The 17,888-nt window shown below is 73.0% G+C and carries 15 protein-coding genes; 9 read left to right on the forward strand and 6 right to left on the reverse strand.

Annotation, left to right across the window (positions count from 1 at the left end; translation table 11 throughout):
- Positions 1 to 150 precede the first annotated feature (150 nt).
- The 4 genes from ABD363_RS09890 to ABD363_RS09905 all read left to right on the forward strand — a co-directional run bounded on the left by ABD363_RS09890 (position 151) and on the right by ABD363_RS09905 (position 5,227).
- Complete coding sequence (locus ABD363_RS09890; protein ID WP_344601767.1) at positions 151 to 528, forward strand: type II toxin-antitoxin system RelE/ParE family toxin; 378 nt, start codon at positions 151 to 153, stop codon at positions 526 to 528.
- A complete protein-coding gene (locus ABD363_RS09895; RefSeq protein WP_344601769.1) occupies positions 528 to 836 on the forward strand; it encodes a helix-turn-helix domain-containing protein in 309 nt (102 codons plus the stop codon). The genes ABD363_RS09890 and ABD363_RS09895 overlap by 1 nt, the downstream gene beginning before the upstream one ends.
- Before the next feature lie 228 nt (positions 837 to 1,064).
- Entirely contained in the window at positions 1,065 to 4,181 is a 3,117-nt protein-coding gene (locus ABD363_RS09900) for a sacsin N-terminal ATP-binding-like domain-containing protein (RefSeq protein WP_344601771.1), read from the forward strand.
- A gap of 176 nt (positions 4,182 to 4,357) precedes the next feature.
- Positions 4,358 to 5,227: a hypothetical protein gene (locus tag ABD363_RS09905; RefSeq protein WP_344601773.1), complete on the forward strand. Its 870-nt coding sequence runs from the start codon at positions 4,358 to 4,360 to the stop codon at positions 5,225 to 5,227.
- Positions 5,228 to 5,259: 32 nt separating this feature from the next.
- Here ABD363_RS09905 and ABD363_RS09910 read toward each other — a convergent pair whose 3' ends face one another.
- On the reverse strand, positions 5,260 to 7,653 hold the full coding sequence (locus tag ABD363_RS09910) for an HAD-IC family P-type ATPase (RefSeq protein ID WP_344601775.1): 2,394 nt from the start codon (positions 7,651 to 7,653) through the stop codon (positions 5,260 to 5,262).
- A gap of 119 nt (positions 7,654 to 7,772) precedes the next feature.
- Entirely contained in the window at positions 7,773 to 8,072 is a 300-nt protein-coding gene (locus ABD363_RS09915; RefSeq protein WP_344601777.1) for a DUF2530 domain-containing protein, read from the reverse strand.
- A gap of 149 nt (positions 8,073 to 8,221) precedes the next feature.
- Here ABD363_RS09915 and ABD363_RS09920 point away from each other — a divergent pair, with 149 nt between their 5' ends.
- From ABD363_RS09920 to ABD363_RS09930, 3 genes are all read left to right on the forward strand, one after another.
- A complete protein-coding gene (locus tag ABD363_RS09920; protein ID WP_344601778.1) occupies positions 8,222 to 9,673 on the forward strand; it encodes an NCS2 family permease in 1,452 nt (483 codons plus the stop codon).
- 225 nt (positions 9,674 to 9,898) lie between these two features.
- Positions 9,899 to 10,336, forward strand: a complete 438-nt coding sequence (locus tag ABD363_RS09925) for a MarR family winged helix-turn-helix transcriptional regulator (RefSeq protein ID WP_344601780.1) — start codon at positions 9,899 to 9,901, stop codon at positions 10,334 to 10,336.
- 27 nt (positions 10,337 to 10,363) lie between these two features.
- On the forward strand, positions 10,364 to 11,749 hold the full coding sequence (locus ABD363_RS09930) for an MFS transporter (RefSeq protein ID WP_344601782.1): 1,386 nt from the start codon (positions 10,364 to 10,366) through the stop codon (positions 11,747 to 11,749).
- Positions 11,750 to 11,790: 41 nt separating this feature from the next.
- Here the strand turns inward: ABD363_RS09930 and ABD363_RS09935 are convergent, their stop codons facing one another.
- Positions 11,791 to 12,378, reverse strand: a complete 588-nt coding sequence (locus tag ABD363_RS09935; RefSeq protein ID WP_344601784.1) for a Uma2 family endonuclease — start codon at positions 12,376 to 12,378, stop codon at positions 11,791 to 11,793.
- 110 nt (positions 12,379 to 12,488) lie between these two features.
- Here ABD363_RS09935 and thpR point away from each other — a divergent pair, with 110 nt between their 5' ends.
- Entirely contained in the window at positions 12,489 to 13,067 is a 579-nt protein-coding gene (gene thpR / locus ABD363_RS09940; protein WP_344601786.1) for an RNA 2',3'-cyclic phosphodiesterase, read from the forward strand.
- Positions 13,068 to 13,280: 213 nt separating this feature from the next.
- Here thpR and ABD363_RS09945 read toward each other — a convergent pair whose 3' ends face one another.
- Both ABD363_RS09945 and ABD363_RS09950 read right to left on the reverse strand, forming a co-directional pair.
- On the reverse strand, positions 13,281 to 14,276 hold the full coding sequence (locus tag ABD363_RS09945; RefSeq protein ID WP_344601788.1) for an aldo/keto reductase: 996 nt from the start codon (positions 14,274 to 14,276) through the stop codon (positions 13,281 to 13,283).
- 310 nt (positions 14,277 to 14,586) lie between these two features.
- On the reverse strand, positions 14,587 to 15,261 hold the full coding sequence (locus tag ABD363_RS09950) for an SGNH/GDSL hydrolase family protein (RefSeq protein WP_344601789.1): 675 nt from the start codon (positions 15,259 to 15,261) through the stop codon (positions 14,587 to 14,589).
- 109 nt (positions 15,262 to 15,370) lie between these two features.
- Here ABD363_RS09950 and ABD363_RS09955 point away from each other — a divergent pair, with 109 nt between their 5' ends.
- Positions 15,371 to 16,339, forward strand: coding sequence for a WD40 repeat domain-containing protein (locus ABD363_RS09955; protein ID WP_344601791.1), 969 nt, complete (start codon positions 15,371 to 15,373; stop codon positions 16,337 to 16,339).
- A gap of 291 nt (positions 16,340 to 16,630) precedes the next feature.
- Here ABD363_RS09955 and serC read toward each other — a convergent pair whose 3' ends face one another.
- Entirely contained in the window at positions 16,631 to 17,749 is a 1,119-nt protein-coding gene (serC, locus tag ABD363_RS09960) for a phosphoserine transaminase (RefSeq protein ID WP_344601793.1), read from the reverse strand.
- Positions 17,750 to 17,888: the final 139 nt, after the last annotated feature.

Below are 17,888 nucleotides of genomic sequence, written 5' to 3' on the forward strand. Positions count from 1 at the left end.
GGGACTGACGCCGAAGAATCGGTTCATCCCGGCGTGGACCCGTACCTGATCGTGTGAACCCGGGGGGATCCGCCTTGAGGGCAGCCGACTGCCCGATTGTGTGGACACCGTACGTCTCGTCCACGCACCCGCCCCACGAACGGAACGGTCATGTCGGAACCGCCGAGCTCGGATCCCTACATCATCGAAATCGAGCCGGAGGTCAGATCTTGGCTGGAGAGCCTCCCGCTTCCGGACTACAGAGCTGCCGAACGCTTCGCGGAACGGCTCGCCGCCGACGGCCCCGCGCTGCCGTTCCCACTTGCCAGCCACCTCGGCGACGGGCTGCGGGAATTGCGCATCGGGCCAGTGCGCGTCACTTACTGGTTCGCCCCGGGGCGACGAGCGGTCCTCCTCACGGTCTTCCGCAAGACCAGAATGCGGGAGCGGGACGAAGTCCTGAGAGCGCAGCGAGCGAGGAAACTATGCGAGGCGGAGCATGCACCAGCCGGTGAGCACGCCACTTACAGTAGGGAAGAGGAGGCCTGATGAGCAGCGGATACCACACGAGCTGGAAAGTGCCGCCGGAGCACCGTGAGGATCCGGCATACCGTGCTGCGGGCCGCCGCATGGACTTCGCCCAAGCCGTCTACGACCGGCGTTCCGCCCTTGGCTGGAGCACCGCGGAGCTGGCCCGGCGCGCAGAGTTGTCCGAAGAGGACATCGAGGCCATCGAGGAGAGCGGCGTCGACCCCACACTGGAGTTGATCGAGCGACTGGCCACGGCTCTGGAAGCCGGAGCCCGCATCGATCCGCGCACCAGTCCCGAATTCCGCTTCGAGGACCGCGCGGCCTGACCCGCCTCGACTCCTGATCACCCCTGGGCCCGGCGCCTGACCTGCCGACCCCGTACACGTTGTCCCCGCTGTCCGGCCGTGCACGTCGTTCCTGCGACCCGGCCGTGCGGGCCGCCACACGGCCCGTCCCGCGCGGGATGCGGCCGGGCCGGTGGGGCGGTGACGGCGCGGGAACGCGGAGCCTCGCGCTCGCGGTACCTTCGTCGTCAGCCGATGAGGAGAGTCAACGTGAGCAAGTTCGTGCGGTCCGCCGCCGAGGGGACCGACCCGTTCGGTACGGCACGTCTGCGGCGCGGTGTCCTGGACGCCTGGGCCACCAGCCCCGCCCGTTTCCGCGAGGACGCCAACGCCGAGGAGGACCTCGTCCTCGGCGGCTACCGGGACCGCCTCGTCGTCGAGCTCGCCCAGAACGCCGCCGACGCCGCCGCCCGGGCCGGTGTGCCGGGCCGGCTGCGCCTCACCCTCAGGGACGGCGTCCTCGTCGCCGCCAACACCGGCGCCCCCCTGGACGCGGCCGGGGTGGAGTCGCTGTCCACCCTGCGCGCCTCGGCCAAGCGGGACACGCCGTCCGTCGGCCGCTTCGGCGTCGGTTTCGCCGCCGTCCTCGCCGTCACCGACGAGCCCGCCGTCGTCGGCCGGCACGGCGGGGTGCGCTGGTCGCTGGCCGAGGCCCGCGACCTGGCCGCCGAGACCGCCCGGCACAGCCCCGGGCTGGGCGACGAGATCCGCCGGCGCGACGGGCACGTGCCGCTGCTGCGGCTGCCGTTCGCCGCCGAGGGCAGCGCGCCCGAGCCGTACGACACGGTCGTCATCCTGCCGCTGCGCGACACGGCCGCCGCCGGCCTCGCCGAGCGGCTGCTGCACGCCGTCGACGACTCCCTGCTGCTCACCCTGCCCGGCCTGGAGGAGGTCGTCGTCGAGACCGGCGACGACGCGCCGCGCACGCTGTGGCGCCGCACCGAGGACGGCCTCACCGTCGTGGAGGACTCCCGCGACGGCACGACCCGGTGGCGCACCGCGTCCGCGCACGGGCCGCTCACGCCCGAACTGCTGGCCGACCGGCCCGTGGAGGAGCGGCTGCGGCCCCACTGGTCGGTCACCTGGGCCGTCCCGGTCGACGCCGACGGCGGCCCGGCCCGGCCCCGCACCAGCCCCGTCGTGCACGCGCCCACGCCCAGCGACGAACCCCTCGGCGTGCCCGCCCTGCTCATCGCGTCCTTCCCGCTGGACTCCACCCGCCGGCACGCCGCGCCCGGCCCGCTGACCGACTTCCTGGTGCAGCGCGCCGCGGACGCCTACGCCGGGCTGCTCGCCGACTGGCGGCCGGTCACCGAAGGCGTCATCGGCCTCGTGCCCGGCCCGCTCGGCAAGGGCGAACTGGACGGGGCGCTGCGGCAGGCGATCCTCCAGCGGCTGCCGCGGACCTCCTTCCTGCCGCCCGCCGCCGTCCCCGCCGGACCCGACTCCGAGCTGCCCGAGTCGCTCCGGCCGCGCGACGCCGAGGTGGTGGAGGGCGCCGGCGCGGACACCGTGCGGGTGCTCGCCGAGGTGCTGCCGACGCTGCTGCCCGCCGGGCTGGAGCGGCGCGCGGAGCTGCGCACGCTGGGCGTGGCCCGGGTGCCGCTGACCGACGCGATCGACCGGCTGGCCGGGCTGGAGAAGGAGCCCGGCTGGTGGCGGCGGCTGTACGACAGCCTGGCCGGGGTCGACCCGGACCGGCTGTCCGGGCTGCCGGTGCCGCTGGCCGACGGGCGCACGGTGATCGGACCCCGGCAGGTGCTGCTGCCCACCGCGGAGGCGGCCCTGGACCCGGAGGTCCTCGCCCGGCTCGGCCTGAAGGTCGCCCACCCGGACGCCGCGCACCCGCTGCTGGAGAAGCTCGGCGCCCTCCCGGCGACCCCCCGGGCCGTGCTCACCACCCCGCAGGTGCGGGCCGCGGTCGCCGCCTCCCTCGACGAGGAGGGCGGCCCGTCCTGGGAGGAGGACGCCCTCGACGCCGAGGAACTGGCCGACACCGTGCTGGCGCTGGTGCGCGACGCCGGGCTCGAACCCGGCGAGGAACCCTGGCTCGGCGCCCTCGCCCTGCCCGACGAGGACGGCGAACTCGCCCCCGCGGGCGAACTCGTCTTCCCCGGCGGCCCCTTCGCCCGCGTCATGCGCGAGGGCGAGCTGGCCGCCGTGGACGCCGAGCTGGCCGAGCGGTGGGGCGAGCAGCCGCTGGCCGCCTGCGGGGTGCTGGTGGACTTCGCCCTCGTCCGCGCCACCGACGTCGTCCTCGACCCCGACGAGCTGGAGCCCCGCGACGGGGACTTCGCCGAGCCCGACGACGCCGGGCTGCTGGACGCCGTGGACGTGTGGTGCGAGGACGTCCTCGACCGCTTCCCCGACACGCCCGTGCCCCCGGTCGCCACCGAGATCGTCGCCGTGCGCGACCTGGACCTCGTCGACGACGACAAGTGGCCCGAGGCCCTCGCCCTGCTGTCCCGGCCGCCGCTGCGGGACGCGCTCACCCAGCCCGTGCGGATCCTGCTGCCGGACGGCACCCACGAGGTGGTGCGGCCCTACACGGCCTGGTGGCTGCGCGGGCACCCGGTGCTCGGCGGCCGCCGCCCGGCCGGACTGCTGGCGGCGGGCGGGGACCCGCTGCTGCGCGGGCTGTACGACGAGGCCGACGCGGCCGGCTTCGACGACGAGCAGGTGCTGCGGGCGCTGGGCGTGCGGACCTCGGTGGCCGCGCTGCTCGACGAGCCGGGCGGCGCCGCCGAGCTGCTGGACCGGCTCGCCGACCCCGGGCGCGAGGTCACGCCCGCCCAACTGCACGGCCTGTACAGCGCGCTGGCCGAGCTGGACCCCGAGCAGGTGACCCTGCCGGAGGAGCTGCGCGCGGTCGTGGACGGCCGGGTCGAGGTGGTGGACGCGGCCGAGGCGGTGGTCGTCGACTCGCCCGACCTGCTGCCGTTCACCGAGGGCGTGCCGCTGCTGCCGGTGCGTCCGGCCCGCGCCGCCGAACTGGCCGAGCTGTTCCAGGTGCGGCGGCTGAGCGAGTCGGTCACCGGTGAGGTGGACTCCGCGGGCACCGAGCACGACGTGCCGGAGCCGGTGCGGGTGCTGCTCGGGCCGCGGACCCCGGCGACCTACGTCGAGCACGAGGAACTCGTCGTCGACGGCGTGGAGATCGACTGGCGGCTCACCGCCGACGGCGTGCTGCACGCCGCCACCCTGGAGGGGGTCGCCGCCGGGCTCGCCTGGGCGGCCGGCCAGTGGCCGCGCCGCTTCGAGGTCGCGGCCCTGCTGGAGGACCCGTCGCGGACGGAGGAGCTGGCCCGGGACCGGTGGTTCGACTGACCCCCGGAGGTCTTCCACCGGTCTTCGAACATCTTTCACCGGCCGTACAACCATTCGATCTTGTCGCGCATCTGATCATCTGAGTCAAGAGACTCCACGATCACTTGGGCCCCGCCCACACCGCGAGCCGTTGGGGGCGAGGACCGGCGGGGCCCCTCTCCTTACCTGGAGAACACATGCGCATTCGAGCCACCGTGGCCGCCGTCACCGGCGCCGTGGCCCTGTCCGCCCTCGCCGTGCCGGCCGCGCAGGCCGACGGCCCCTCGTACCGTGAGGACGCCGCCGCGGCCTTCGCGGACGCTCACGGCGGGTCCGCCAAGGCCGCGTTCAGCGCCGCCGCCGTCGACGACATGAACGTCTCCTTCTCCAACTTCAAGATCACCTCGGCGATCAAGGTCGGCACCACCAACCACGTCGCCACCACGGTCACCTACAAGCTGACCCACGGCGCGGACGTGGACATCGACGACGTGGACTTCGCCACCGGCCCCTACATCTACAAGGGCGACTTCGACCTCCCGGACAACATGCTGTTCGGCGACGAGCCGGCGACCTGCACCGCGACCTCGGCGACCACCGCCACCTGCAAGGGCGACATCGACGTCTACCCGGCCTACGGCGAGCTGTTCAACTCCGACGCCGGCACCTGGAAGGGCGGCGCGCTGGCCCTCGACTACCGCACCGAGGCCTACGCCGACCAGGGCGACCTGGGCACCACCAAGGTGCAGCGGTACTCCAAGCTGACCGTCAACGCCTCGCCGGAGCCGGTGAAGAAGGGCAAGACCATCACGGTCACCGGCAAGCTCTCCCGGGCCAACTGGGAGGACAACAAGTACCACGGCTACACGAACCAGTCGGTGAAGCTGCAGTTCCGCAAGAAGGGCTCCAGCACCTACACCACCATCAAGACGATCAAGAGCAACTCCACGGGCGAGCTGCGGACCACCGTCACCGCCTCCGCCGACGGCTACTACCGCTTCTCCTTCGCGGGCACCACGACCACCCCGGCGGTCAACGCCGCGGGCGACTACGTCGACGTGCAGTAGCCGACGTGCAGTAACAGCGGCTCCGCCCGCCGCTAGGCGGGAAAGCGGCGGCCGGCCCACTTCCACAGGAACTCCAGGGCGGCCGCCGCCACCGCCGCGACACCGACCGCGAGCCACGGCATCACCGTGCCCACCAGCCGCAGCGCGAAGAACTCCTGCAGCCAGGGCACCACCAGCACCAGCAGGAACCCCGCGCCCATCGCCGCCACCAGCGCGGCCCGCCACCAGGTGTAGGGGCGGGCGACGATCACCAGCACCCACATCGACACCAGGAACAGCGTCAGCGTCGCGGCGCTCGTCTCCGCGTCCAGCGCCCCCGGCCCGACGTAGTGGTGCCGGGCCAGCAGGTACGTCGCGAAGGTCGCCGCGGCCGCCACCGCCCCGCCCGGGACCGCGTACCGCATCACCCGCCGCACGAAGTGCGGCCGCGCGCGTTCCCGGTTGGGCGCGAGGGCGAGGAAGAACGCCGGGACGCCGATGGTCAGGGTGGACAGCAGGGTCAGATGGCGGGGCAGGAAGGGGTACTCCACCTGCCAGCACACCACCAGCAGCGCCAGCAGCACCGAGTAGACCGTCTTCACCAGGAACAGGGTCGCCACGCGCGTGATGTTGCCGATCACCCGCCGGCCCTCCGCCACCACCGAGGGCAGCGTGGCGAAGCTGTTGTCCAGCAGCACGATCTGCGCCACCGCCCGGGTGGCCTCCGCTCCGGAGCCCATGGCCACCCCGATGTCGGCGTCCTTCAGGGCGAGCACGTCGTTGACGCCGTCGCCGGTCATCGCGACCGTGTGCCCGCGCGCCTGCAGGGCGCCCACCATGTCCCGCTTCCGCTGCGGGGTGACCCGCCCGAACACCGTGCCCCTCTCCAGCGCCCGCGCCATGCCCTCCCGGTCGGCGGGCAGCCGCCGCGCGTCGACCGGGTCGCCGCCGAGCCCCAGCTTGGCGGCGACCGCGCCGACGGACACCGCGTTGTCGCCGGAGACGACCTTGGCGGCCACGCCCTGCTCGGCGAAGTAGCGCAGGGTGTCGGCGGCGTCCGGCCGCAGCCGCTGCTCCAGGACGACCAGGGCGGCCGGCGCGGCGTCCCGGGCCACCTCCGGGTCGTCGAGGTCGCGGACGGCGCGGGCGAGCAGCAGCACCCTGAGCCCTTGCCGGTTCAGCAGCTCGGTCTCGGCCAGCGCGGGATCGTCCTCGTCCAGCAGCACGTCGGGCGCTCCGAGCAGCCAGGTGCTGGTCTCCCCGTCGCCCTCGCCGAAGGCGGCGCCGCTGTACCCGCGGGCGGAGGAGAAGGGCAGGGACTCGGTGCAGCGCCAGTCCTCGGCGTCCGGGTAGGCGTCGATGACGGCCCTCAGGGAGGCGTTCGGCCGCGGATCGGACTCGCCGAGCGCGCCGAGCACCCGCCGCACGTACGTCTCGTCGTGGCCGTCGAGGACACGCAGCCCGGTGACGTCCATGCCGCCCTCGGTGAGGGTGCCCGTCTTGTCGAGGCAGACGGTGTCCACGCGGGCCAGGCCCTCGATGGCGGGCAGCTCCTGCACGAGGCACCGCTGCCGGCCGAGCCGGATGACGCCGATGGCGAAGGCGACCGAGGTGAGCAGCACCAGCCCCTCGGGGACCATCGGCACGATGCCGCCGACGGTGCGCGCGACGGAGTCCTTGAGGTCGTCGCCCTCCACGACCAGCTGGCTGACGACCAGGCCGATCGCGGTCGGGACCATCATCCACGTCACGTACTTGAGGATCGTGGAGATGCCGGAGCGCAGCTCGGAGTGGACCAGGGTGAAACGGGAGGCCTCCTCGGCGAGCTGCGCGGCGTACGCCTCGCGCCCCACCTTGGTCGCCTGGAACGCGCCGCCGCCCGCGACCACGAAACTGCCGGACAGGACCGGGTCCCCCGGCCGCTTCACCACGGGGTCGGCCTCACCGGTGAGCAGCGACTCGTCGATCTCCAGCCCGTCCGCCTCGACGCACACCCCGTCGACGGCGATCTTGTCCCCGGGCCCGATCTCCAGCAGGTCGTCCAGCACGATCTCGGACGTGCCGATCTCGGCGGCCGCCCCGTCCCGGCGCACGGTCGGCCGCACCTCGCCGATCAGCGCCAGCGAGTCGAGGGTCTTCTTCGCCCGCCACTCCTGGAGGATGCCGATGCCGGTGTTGGCGAGGATCACGAAGCCGAACAGACTGTCCTGGATCGGCGCGACGACCAGCATGACCAGCCACAGCACGCCGATGATCGCGTTGAACCGGGTGAAGACGTTGGCGCGGACGATGTCGACGGTGGAGCGGCTGCTGCGCGCCGGAACGTCGTTGACCTGCCCTCGCGCGACCCGTTCGGCGACCTCCGCCGCGGTCAGCCCGGTCGTCGGCGTCGGGGAGACGGCGGGGTGCGCGGGGACGAGTCCGGTGTCCGCGTCGAGGTGCGTCATGCCCTCGACGGTACGTGCGGATGTGCGGCTTCACCCCTGGAACGGGCGCAAGTCCCGGCCCGGGGAGGAGGGGCGGGGCGCGGTGCGGCGCCGCGGCCCCGCCGGGCCGGGGCCGCCGGTCACTCGGCGGCGGGGGTCCCGGCGGTGCCCTCCGGCTCCGCGGCGGCCGCCGCGGCCCGCTTGAGCGCGGCGTCGCGCCGGCGGACGTACCAGATGCCGATGAGACCGAGCCCGCCGCCCGCCAGGCAGGTCCACAGCCACCAGGTGTGCCCGTGGTCGTCGAACCAGCCGTAGAACGGCAGCTGTGCCAGGAAGAGGACGAACCAGACGACGGTGCCGCCGGTGACGGTGGCGACCACGGGGCCCTCCAGGGGCTCCGGCGCCTCGTGCTTGAAGGAACCCGAAAAAAACCCGGCCATGCGCACAGCTTACGAGGTGATCAGTTCTACGCGCGGAGATGGCGGATCCGGCTTTATATGTTCATACTGAAACCGTTTGTCTCTGACCGCTTCTGTTCGTAGGAAACGCCAACGGCTCCTGGGGGAAGCCACTGGTGATGAGGTTCCGCATGTCCTCCTCGGCCCCCGCCAAGGTCCCCGCCCCGGAGCAGCCGGGCGGCCCGTCCGGCCACGGCGCCCTCGACCGCTTCTTCCGGATCTCCGAGCGCGGCAGCACGCTGTCCCGTGAGGTACGGGGCGGTTTCGCCACCTTCTTCGCGATGGCGTACATCATCGTGCTGAACCCGATCATCCTCGGCAGCGCGAAGGACATGTACGGGAACCAGCTCGACAACGGGCAGCTGGTCACCGCGACGGCCCTGACCGCGGCGTTCACCACGCTGCTCATGGGCGTCGTCGGCAACGTGCCGATCGCGCTCGCCGCCGGCCTCGGCGTGAACTCGGTCGTCGCGCTCCAGCTCGCCCCGCGGATGTCCTGGCCGGACGCCATGGGCATGGTGGTCCTGGCCGGCTTCGTGGTGATGCTGCTGGTCGCCACCGGTCTGCGCGAGCGCGTGATGAACGCCGTCCCCCACGGGCTGCGCAAGGCCATCTCCATCGGCATCGGCCTGTTCATCATGCTGATCGGCCTGGTCGACTCCGGCTTCGTCACCCGGATGCCGGACGCCGCCCAGACCACCGTCCCGCTCCAGCTCGGCGTCGGCGGCCGGCTCGACGGCTGGCCGGTGCTGATCTTCGTCCTGGGCGCGCTGCTCACGCTGGCGCTGATCGTGCGCAAGGTGTCCGGCGCGATCCTGATCTCGATCGTCGTGATGACCGTCCTCGCGGTGATCGTCAACGCCGTCGCGAAGGTGCCGTCCTGGGGCCTGACCACCCCGAAGTGGCCCGGCAACCCCCTCGCCGCCCCCGACTTCGGCCTGATCGGCCAGGTCAGCCTGTTCGGCGGCTTCGAGAAGGTCGGCGTGCTGACCGGCGTCCTGTTCGTCTTCACTGTCCTGCTGTCCTGCTTCTTCGACGCGATGGGCACGATCATGGGCGTCAGCGACGAGGCGAAGCTGACCGACGCGCAGGGCCAGATGCCCGGCATCAACAAGGTGCTCCTCGTCGACGGCCTCGCGGTCGCCGCGGGCGGCGCCAGCTCCTCCTCGGCCACCACCTGCTTCGTGGAGTCCACGGCCGGCGTCGGCGAGGGCGCCCGCACCGGCCTCGCGAACGTGGTGACCGGCGCGCTGTTCGCCGTCGCCCTCTTCCTGACGCCCGTCGCCACGATGGTCCCGTCCCAGGCGGCCACCCCGGCGCTGCTCGCGGTCGGCTTCCTGATCCTGGCCGGCGCGATCAGGGAGATCGACTGGGCCGACCACACCATCGCCATCCCGGCCTTCGTGACGATGCTGATGATGCCGTTCACGTACTCGATCACCAACGGCATCGGCATGGGCTTCATCACCTTCACGGTGCTGCGCCTGGCGGCCGGGCGGGGCCGGGAGGTGCCGGCGGCGATGTACGCGGTGTCGGCGGTGTTCGCCTTCTACTACCTGATGCCGGCGCTGGGGCTCACCTGACCCCGCCCCTCGGCCGACCCCCGGACGGGCGCCCGGACCACGCGGTCCGGGCGCCCGTTCCCGTTCGGCCGGACCGCGTGGTCCGGCCGGCCGGGTGCGCCGCGCCCCGCACTTCACTCGTACGGGTGAAAAAGTGTCGCGGCGAGCATGGAGTGGGCAGCGTCACTCCGGGGAACACGTCCTCCCAGTGGTCGTTCGCTAGACTAATGAGTTACGCTAAAGAACATGCCGGACCTTAGCCATGGCGACGATGCTGCCGCCGTGAACTCCCTGCGCTCCGCCGTGATGCGGCTGTCCCGTCGGCTCAAGCACCAGCGGGTCGACGAGTCGCTCAGCCCCACCGAGATGTCGGTGCTCGGCACCCTGTCCCTGTGCGGCAGGGCCACACCGGGCGAACTCGCCCGCAAGGAACACGTCCAGCCGCCCTCGATGACCCGCATCGTGGCGCTGCTGGAGGCCAAGGGGCTGGTCCGTCTGGAGCCGCACCCCGAGGACCGGCGCCAGAAGGTGGTGACGCGGACCGAACAGGCCGAAGCGATGCTCGAGGAGAGCCGCCGCAAGCGGAACGCGTTCCTGGCCTCCCTGGTGGAGGGACTCGACGAGGACGAGTGGGCGAAACTCCGCGCCGCCGCCCCCGTGCTGGAGAAGCTCGCACATCTGTAAGCAGCACTGAGCAAGGAGGCGAACCTTTTGAGTACGGGACCCGGAGCAGCTTCCGCCCCCGCACCGGACACCCACGACGACAAGACCACCTCCGACACCCCCGCCGGGACCGCCCCGGACACCCCCCGCAAGACCTCGATGTTCGCCTCGCTGAGGATCAGGAACTACCGCCTGTTCTTCCTCGGCCAGGTCGTCTCCAACATCGGCACCTGGATGCAGCGCATCGCCCAGGACTGGCTGGTGCTCTCCCTCACCGGCTCCTCGGCCGCCGTCGGCATCACCACGGCCCTGCAGTTCCTGCCGATGCTGCTGTTCGGCCTCTACGGCGGCGTCCTCGTCGACCGCCTGCGCAAGCGCCCCACGCTGCTGGTCACGCAGACGGCGATGGCGCTGACCGCGCTCGCCCTGGCCGCCCTGACCCTGACCGGCCGCGTCCAGGTCTGGCACGTCTACGTCGCCGCCTTCGCCGTGGGCCTCGCCACGGTCGTCGACAACCCGGCCCGCCAGTCCTTCGTCTCCGAACTGGTCGGCCCGCGCCAGCTGCAGAACGCGGTCAGCCTGAACTCGGCCAACTTCCAGTCGGCCCGCCTGGTCGGCCCCGCCGTCGCGGGCCTGCTGATCACCGGCGTCGGCACCGGCTGGGCGTTCCTGCTCAACGGCCTGTCCTTCGTCGCGCCGCTCACCGGCCTGCTGCTGATGCGCGCCCGCGAGCTGCACGTCGTCGAACGCGCCCCGCGCGGCAAGGGCCAGCTCCGCGAGGGCCTGCGCTACGTCGCCCGGCGCCCGGAGCTGATCTGGCCGATCGTCCTGGTCGGCTTCGTCGGCACCTTCGCCTTCAACTTCCCCGTCTACCTGTCGGCCTTCGCCGACGACGTGTTCCACGCGGGCGCGGGCGCCTACAGCATGTTCAACACGCTGATGGCGGTCGGCTCGGTGGCCGGCGCGCTGCTGGCCGCGCGGCGCGGCACCGCCCGGCTGCGGCTGCTGATCGGGGCCGCGGCGGCCTTCGGCGCGCTGGAGATCCTGGCGTCCGTCACACCGACGCTGTGGATGTTCGCCCTGCTCATGGTCCCGCTGGGCCTGTTCGGCATGACGGTGAACGTCACCACGAACACGAGCATCCAGATGGCCACCGACCCGGCGATGCGGGGCCGCGTCATGGCCCTGTACATGATGGTCTTCCTCGGCGGTTCGCCGGTCGGCGCCCCGATCGTCGGCTGGATCACGGACACCTACGGCGCCCGTGCCGGCTTCGCCGTCGGCGGCGCCGTCGCGGCTCTCGCCGCCGCGGTGATCGGCCTGATCCTGGCCCGCGTCGGCAACCTGCGGCTGTCCGTCGGCTGGCACCGCGGCCACCCGCACGTCCGCTTCGTGCCGCGCGAGCGGCGGGAGGAGCTGACGGCGGCGGCGTGAGCCGGCCGCCCTCCGCCGGCGCCGGCCCGGCCCGGCCGGCGTCAGTCGCGGGGGAACTCGTCGGTCTTCAGGACGAGGCCGACGACCGTCCCGGTCAGATCGATCTCATGGCCGAAGTCGAGGCCGAGGACGCCCCGGTACTCGCCGTCCCGGGGGAGCGTGTGCAGGTGCCAGCGGCCGGTGTACGGGTCCACGACCAGGTACACCGGCACCCCGGCGGCGGCGTAGGCGTCCTTCTTGGGGCCGTAGTCGTTGGCGGCGGTCTGCCGGGAGACCACCTCGGCGACGAACCGGACGTCCGCGCAGCGCCACAGTCCCCTGGAGTCCTTGACGGCGCCCTCGCCCAGCAGCGTCACGTCGGAGGCGAAGCCGTTGAGGTGGCCCGGGTAGTCGATGCGGACGTCGGACTTCACGCGCTGACGCGGGTACTTGGCGCGCAGTTGTTCGACGATGTCCAGGATGATGTCCCAGTGGGTGTCCCGCTGAGGCGCCATGAAGATGTTCCCCCCGACGATCTCGATCTTGTAATCCTCGGGGACGGGCATCCTCTCCACCCACTCGAACATCATGTCGAGGGTGAGTCCGCCGCCGCTCTCGGCCATCTCGATCCTGTCTGCAAGGACGGTCATCGTGGCGCTCCTCCCCGGCTGCCCCGGCACTCGATGCAGCCGCGCGGTACAACGATACGCACGGTGACCGGGACACGCCCGGATCCCGGCGCGGCGGGCAGACTGGCCCCATGAGACTGTTCGCCGCCGTCCTGCCGCCCGACGACGTCACCGGGCAGCTCGCCGCCGAGGTGGCCGCGCTGAGGAAGCTGCCCGGAGCGGACGGGCTGCGCTGGACCGGCCGCCCCGGCTGGCACTTCACGCTCGCCTTCTACGGCGAGGTCGACGACGCCCTCGTGCCCGGCCTGGCGGAGCGCCTGGAGCGGGCGGCGCGGCGCACCGAGCCGTTCCCGCTGGCCCTGCGCGGCGGCGGGCAGTTCGGGCGCGGGCGGGCGCTGTGGACGGGCGCGGACGGCGACGTGCGGGCCCTGGGCCTGCTGGCCGGCCGCGCCGAGGCGGCGGGGCGCAAGGCGGGCGTCGAGCTCGGGGAGCACCGCCGCTACCAGGCCCACCTGACGGTGGCGCGCGGCCGGGAGCGGCAGACGGTGGACGTCCGGCCGCACCTGGCGGCCCTGGCCGGGTTCACCAGCCGCACCTGGACCGTGCGGGAGCTGGTCCTGGTGCGCAGCAACCTGCCGAGGTCGGGGGCGCCGGGCGAGCAGCCCCGCTACGAGACGGTCGGCCGCTGGCCGCTCGGCGCGGCCGGTTAACCTCGATGCCGTGGACCCGAAGACCCGGAACCGGATCATGGCCGGTGTGCTCGTGCTGATGTTCGTGGTGGTGGCGATGGCGGCGGCCCTCGGAAAGTAGCCGGCCGCCGCCCCGCCCGTGCCCGGCGACCGCCGGACGGAGGGCTCCGCCGGCGGACCGCCGGACGAGGGATCGCGTCGGCGGACCGCCGGACGGAGGACGTCCTCGGCGGACTACCAGGCGAAGGCCTCCGGCGACGGCCCCGGCCCGGGGAAGATCTCGTCCAGCCCGGTCAGCAGCTCCTGCGACAGCTCCAGCTCGACGGCGCGCACGGCCGAGGCGAGCTGCTCGGCGGTGCGCGGGCCGACGATCGGGCCGGTCACGCCGGGCCGGGTGAGCAGCCAGGCCAGCGCGGCCTCGCCGGGCTCGACGCCGTGCTTGTCGAGCAGGTCCTCGTACGCCTGGACCTGCGCGCGGACCGCGGGGTCGGCCAGGGAGTCGGCGGCCCGGCCGCTCGCCCGGCGCCCGCCCTCGACCTCCTTCTTGATCACGCCGCCCAGCAGGCCGCCGTGCAGCGGCGACCAGGGGATGACGCCGAGCCCGTAGTCCCGCGCGGCCGGGATGACCTCCATCTCGGCGCGGCGCTCGGCGAGGTTGTACAGGCACTGCTCGCTGACCAGGCCGATGGTCCCGCCGCGCCGGGCGGCGATCTCGTTGGCCTGGGCGATCTTGTAGCCGGGGAAGTTGGAGGACCCGGCGTACAGGATCTTGCCCTGCTGCACCAGGACGTCGATCGCCTGCCAGATCTCCTCGAACGGGGTGTCCCGGTCGATGTGGTGGAACTGGTACAGGTCGATGTAGTCGGTCTGCAGCCGCTTGAGGCTGGCGTCCACGGCCCGCCGGATGTTGAGGGCGGACAGCTTGTCGTGGTTGGGCCAGACGGAGGCGTCGTCCGCGCTCATGTTCCCGTACACCTTGGTGGCGAGGACGACCTTGTCGCGCCGTCCGCCGCCCTGCGCGAACCAGTTCCCGATGATGCTCTCGGTACGGCCCTTGTTCTCGCCCCAGCCGTACACGTTGGCGGTGTCGAAGAAGTTGATGCCCGCGTCCAGCGCCGCGTCCATGATGGCGTGGCTGTCGGCCTCGTCGGTCTGCGGACCGAAGTTCATGGTCCCGAGGACCAGCCGGCTGACCTTGAGTCCCGTGCGTCCGAGCTGCGTGTACTTCATGACTCACAAGCCAACGTCCTGGAGTGGGCTCTAGGCAAGCGCGCTCGCCCCCGTGTTCTCCGTCCGGCCGAGCCCCGCCGGGCGGCCGCCGGTCCCGGCCGCGGCCCGCGGCACGGGGGACACGGCGTGCGCCGCGGCGCGCGGGCGGGCGCGGGGCGGGCCGGGACGACCGCGCGTCCGGGTGAACCGGGTGAGGGCCGGGGCGCGGCCGCGCCTTCCGCGAGCACGGCCGCGCAGGGCAACGACACGCGCGGTGATCAGGACGGAGGGATCCGCGCGAGCCGGCTCCCCGGCGGGTGCGCGCGGACCGTCACAGGGCGTAGGGCTCGCCCAGGTCCCACGCCTGGTGCATCGCGTCCGCGAAGGCCGCCGCGATCTTGTGCTCGCCGCTCGCGCCGGGGTGCGTGCCGTCGTAGGTGTCGGTGCGGAGGTCGTACGACGGGGGCGGCGAGGCCAGGAGCAGGGGGGAGCGCGGCTCGTCCAGGTCGGCGACCGTCTTCGCCAGCAGTTCGTTGAAGCGGGCCACCTCCGCCGCGAACGCCGGCTCCGACGCGGCCCGTATGTTGGGTATCACCGGCAGCACGACCATCCGGATTCGGGCGTTGCCCGCCCGCGCCCCGGCCACGAAGCTCCGCACGTTCTGCGCGGTCTGCTCGGCGTCGGTGTAGAAGCCCAGGTCGATCAGGCCGAGCGAGACGAGCAGGACGTCCGCCCGGCCGGCCCGTACCGCCTCGCCGATCAGCGGGGCCATGTGCAGCCAGCCCTCGCCCCAGCCGGCCAGGTGGGCGCGCGGGAAGTCCGGATCGGCGTAGGCGTACGACGTCGGCGCGTCCGCCGCCTTGTCGTAGAGCGCCTCGCGCGGGCCGACGAGGGTGAACGGGCCGCCGTACGACCGGCACAGGTGCTGCCACAGCCGGTAGCGCCACGTGTGGTCGCCCGCGCTCCCGATCGTCATGGAGTCACCGACGGGCATGAACCTGAGCATCCGCTCATGATGGTCGATCGCGGCGCCGGGCGGGGTGTGAGACCGGCCACGCGCCCCTCGATCACCTCGCGCGCCCGTGAACCGGTCGCGGGGATGGCAGGCTTGGGTCATGCGCCGACCGTTCGCCTGCCTCGCCGCGGCCCTCCTCGTGGGCGGAGCCGCCGCGCCCGCCTCCGCCGCCGACGGGAACGAGAGCTTCACGATCAGGGACCCGCGCATCACCGAGTCCAGCGGCCTGGCCGCCTCGCACCGGCACCCCGGCGTCTACTGGACGCACAACGACCAGGACGAGGGGGCCTACCTCTACGCCGTCGACAGCCGCACCGGCGAGACCGTCGCCACGATCACCCTGACCGGCGTGGGCACCCCCCGCGACGTCGAGGCCGTCGCCATCGGTCCGGACGACCAGATCTACGTCGGCGACATCGGCGACAACGACGGCGTGGTGTGGGACCACGTGTGGGTCTACCGGCTCCCGGAACCCCGGCGGCTTCGGGACCAGGCGGTCCGCGCCACGCAGTACGTCGTGCGCTACTCCGACGGGCCCCGCGACGCCGAGTCGCTCGTGGTGCACCCGAAGACCGGGCGCGTCTACCTCATCGACAAACAGGAGGAGGGCGGCCACCTGTACGAGGGGCCCGCCCGGCTCTCCCCCTCCGGGACCAACGTCTTCCGGCCCACCGCCCCCGTCGACCTGTGGGCCACCGACGCCGCCTTCTCGCCGGACGGCGAACAGCTCGCCGTGCGCGGCTACTTCGGCGGCCTCTGGTACGCCTGGAACGGCGGGAGGATCGAGCGCAAGGGCCGGCTCGGCGTGCCCTTCCAGGCGCAGGGCGAGTCCATGACCTACTCCGCCGACGGCACGAAGCTGATGTACGGCAGCGAGGGCACGGAAAGCGCCGTGGAGGCGAAGGACGCGCCCGGCGCCCCCGAGCCGCCCGCGGCGAACGGGAGTGCGCAAGGCGGCGGCGCGGACGGCGGAGACGGATCCGGCGACGGCCTCAGGACGGGCGCCCTCGCGGTGGCCGTGGCCTGCGCCGCCGTGTTCGGGCTGCGGCGGCTGATGCGGCGGGGGTAGCCGGGCCGGGGCCGTGCGGCGCGGCCGTCGTCCCCCGCATCACCCCTTGCGTCCGTAGCGAGGAGGTCCGCTCGCCCACGGTTCGGGGAACAGGCCGCGGGGGTCGGGGAAGGGGTACGGGGGACGATGGACCCGGTCGTTCCGGATGCCGGCGCCCAGCAGGTGATCGCGCGGGCCGGCGGAGCACCAAGGTCTGAGGACGTAGGGGCGCGCCACGGCGGCACGCCCACGCGAGGGGCGCCCGGCGGACGGTCCGCCGGGCGCCCCTCGCGCATGTCGTACGGGCGACGACTACAGCCGCTCGATCACGTAGTCGACGCACTTCGTCAGCGCCTCGACGTCCGCCGGGTCGATCGCCGGGAACATCGCGACGCGGAGCTGGTTGCGGCCGAGCTTGCGGTACGGCTCGGTGTCGACGATGCCGTTGGCGCGCAGCACCTTGGCGACGGCGGCGGCGTCGACCTCGTCGGTGAAGTCGATCGTGCCGATGACCTGGGAGCGCTTGGCCGGGTCGGCGACGAACGGGTTGGCGAACTTCACGTCCTCGGCCCAGCCGTACAGCGTGCGCGCCGAGGTGGCGGTGCGGCGGACCGCCCAGTCCAGGCCGCCCTGGCCGTTGAGCCACTCCAGCTGCTCGTTGAGGAGGAAGAGGGTGGCCAGCGCCGGGGTGTTGTACGTCTGGTTCTTGCGGGAGTTGTCGATCGCCGTCGGCAGCGAGAAGAACTCCGGGATGTGGCGGCCGGAGGCGTGGATCCGCTCGGCGCGCTCGAGCGCGGCCGGGGAGAAGACGCCGATCCACAGGCCGCCGTCGGAGGCGAAGGACTTCTGCGGGGCGAAGTAGTAGACGTCGGTCTCGGCGATGTCGACGGGCAGGCCGCCGGCGCCGGAGGTGGCGTCGACCAGGACCAGGGCGCCCTCGTCGGCGCCGGCCACCCGCCTGATCGGCATGGCGACGCCGGTCGAGGTCTCGTTGTGGGTGAAGGCGTAGACGTCCACGCCCGCCTCGGCGACCGGCTCGGGGTGCGTGCCCGGGTCGGCGGAGATGACGTCCGGCTCGGCCAGCCACGGGGCGAGCTTGGCGGCCTTGGCGAACTTGGAGGAGAACTCGCCGAAGCTGAGGTGCTGCGACCTGTTCTCGATCAGGCCGTGGGTCGCGATGTCCCAGAACGCGGTGGAGCCGCCGTTGCCGAGGATCACCTCGTAGCCGTCGGGCAGCTGGAACAGCTCGCTGATGCCCTCGCGCACCTTGCCGACCAGGTTCTTGACGGGGGCCTGGCGGTGGGAGGTGCCCAGGAGGGAGGTACCGGTGGCGGCGAGGGCGTCCAGCGCCTCCGTCCGCACCTTGGAGGGACCCGCGCCGAAACGTCCGTCCGCGGGCTTGATGTCAGAGGGAATCTGGATCTCAGCCACGGACGGGAGCGTAGTCCCTCCGGTAAACCGGGCGAAACGTGTTCCGTCGGGTGAGACGCCATCGGGGTGAGCGGCGGGATCCGGGCGCCGCGGCCCGGCCCCGCCCCCGGACGCCTGACGGGAGGCGCGCGGGCTGCTT

This window comes from Streptomyces glaucus (genome assembly GCF_039533365.1).
Lineage (GTDB): Bacteria > Actinomycetota > Actinomycetes > Streptomycetales > Streptomycetaceae > Streptomyces > Streptomyces glaucus.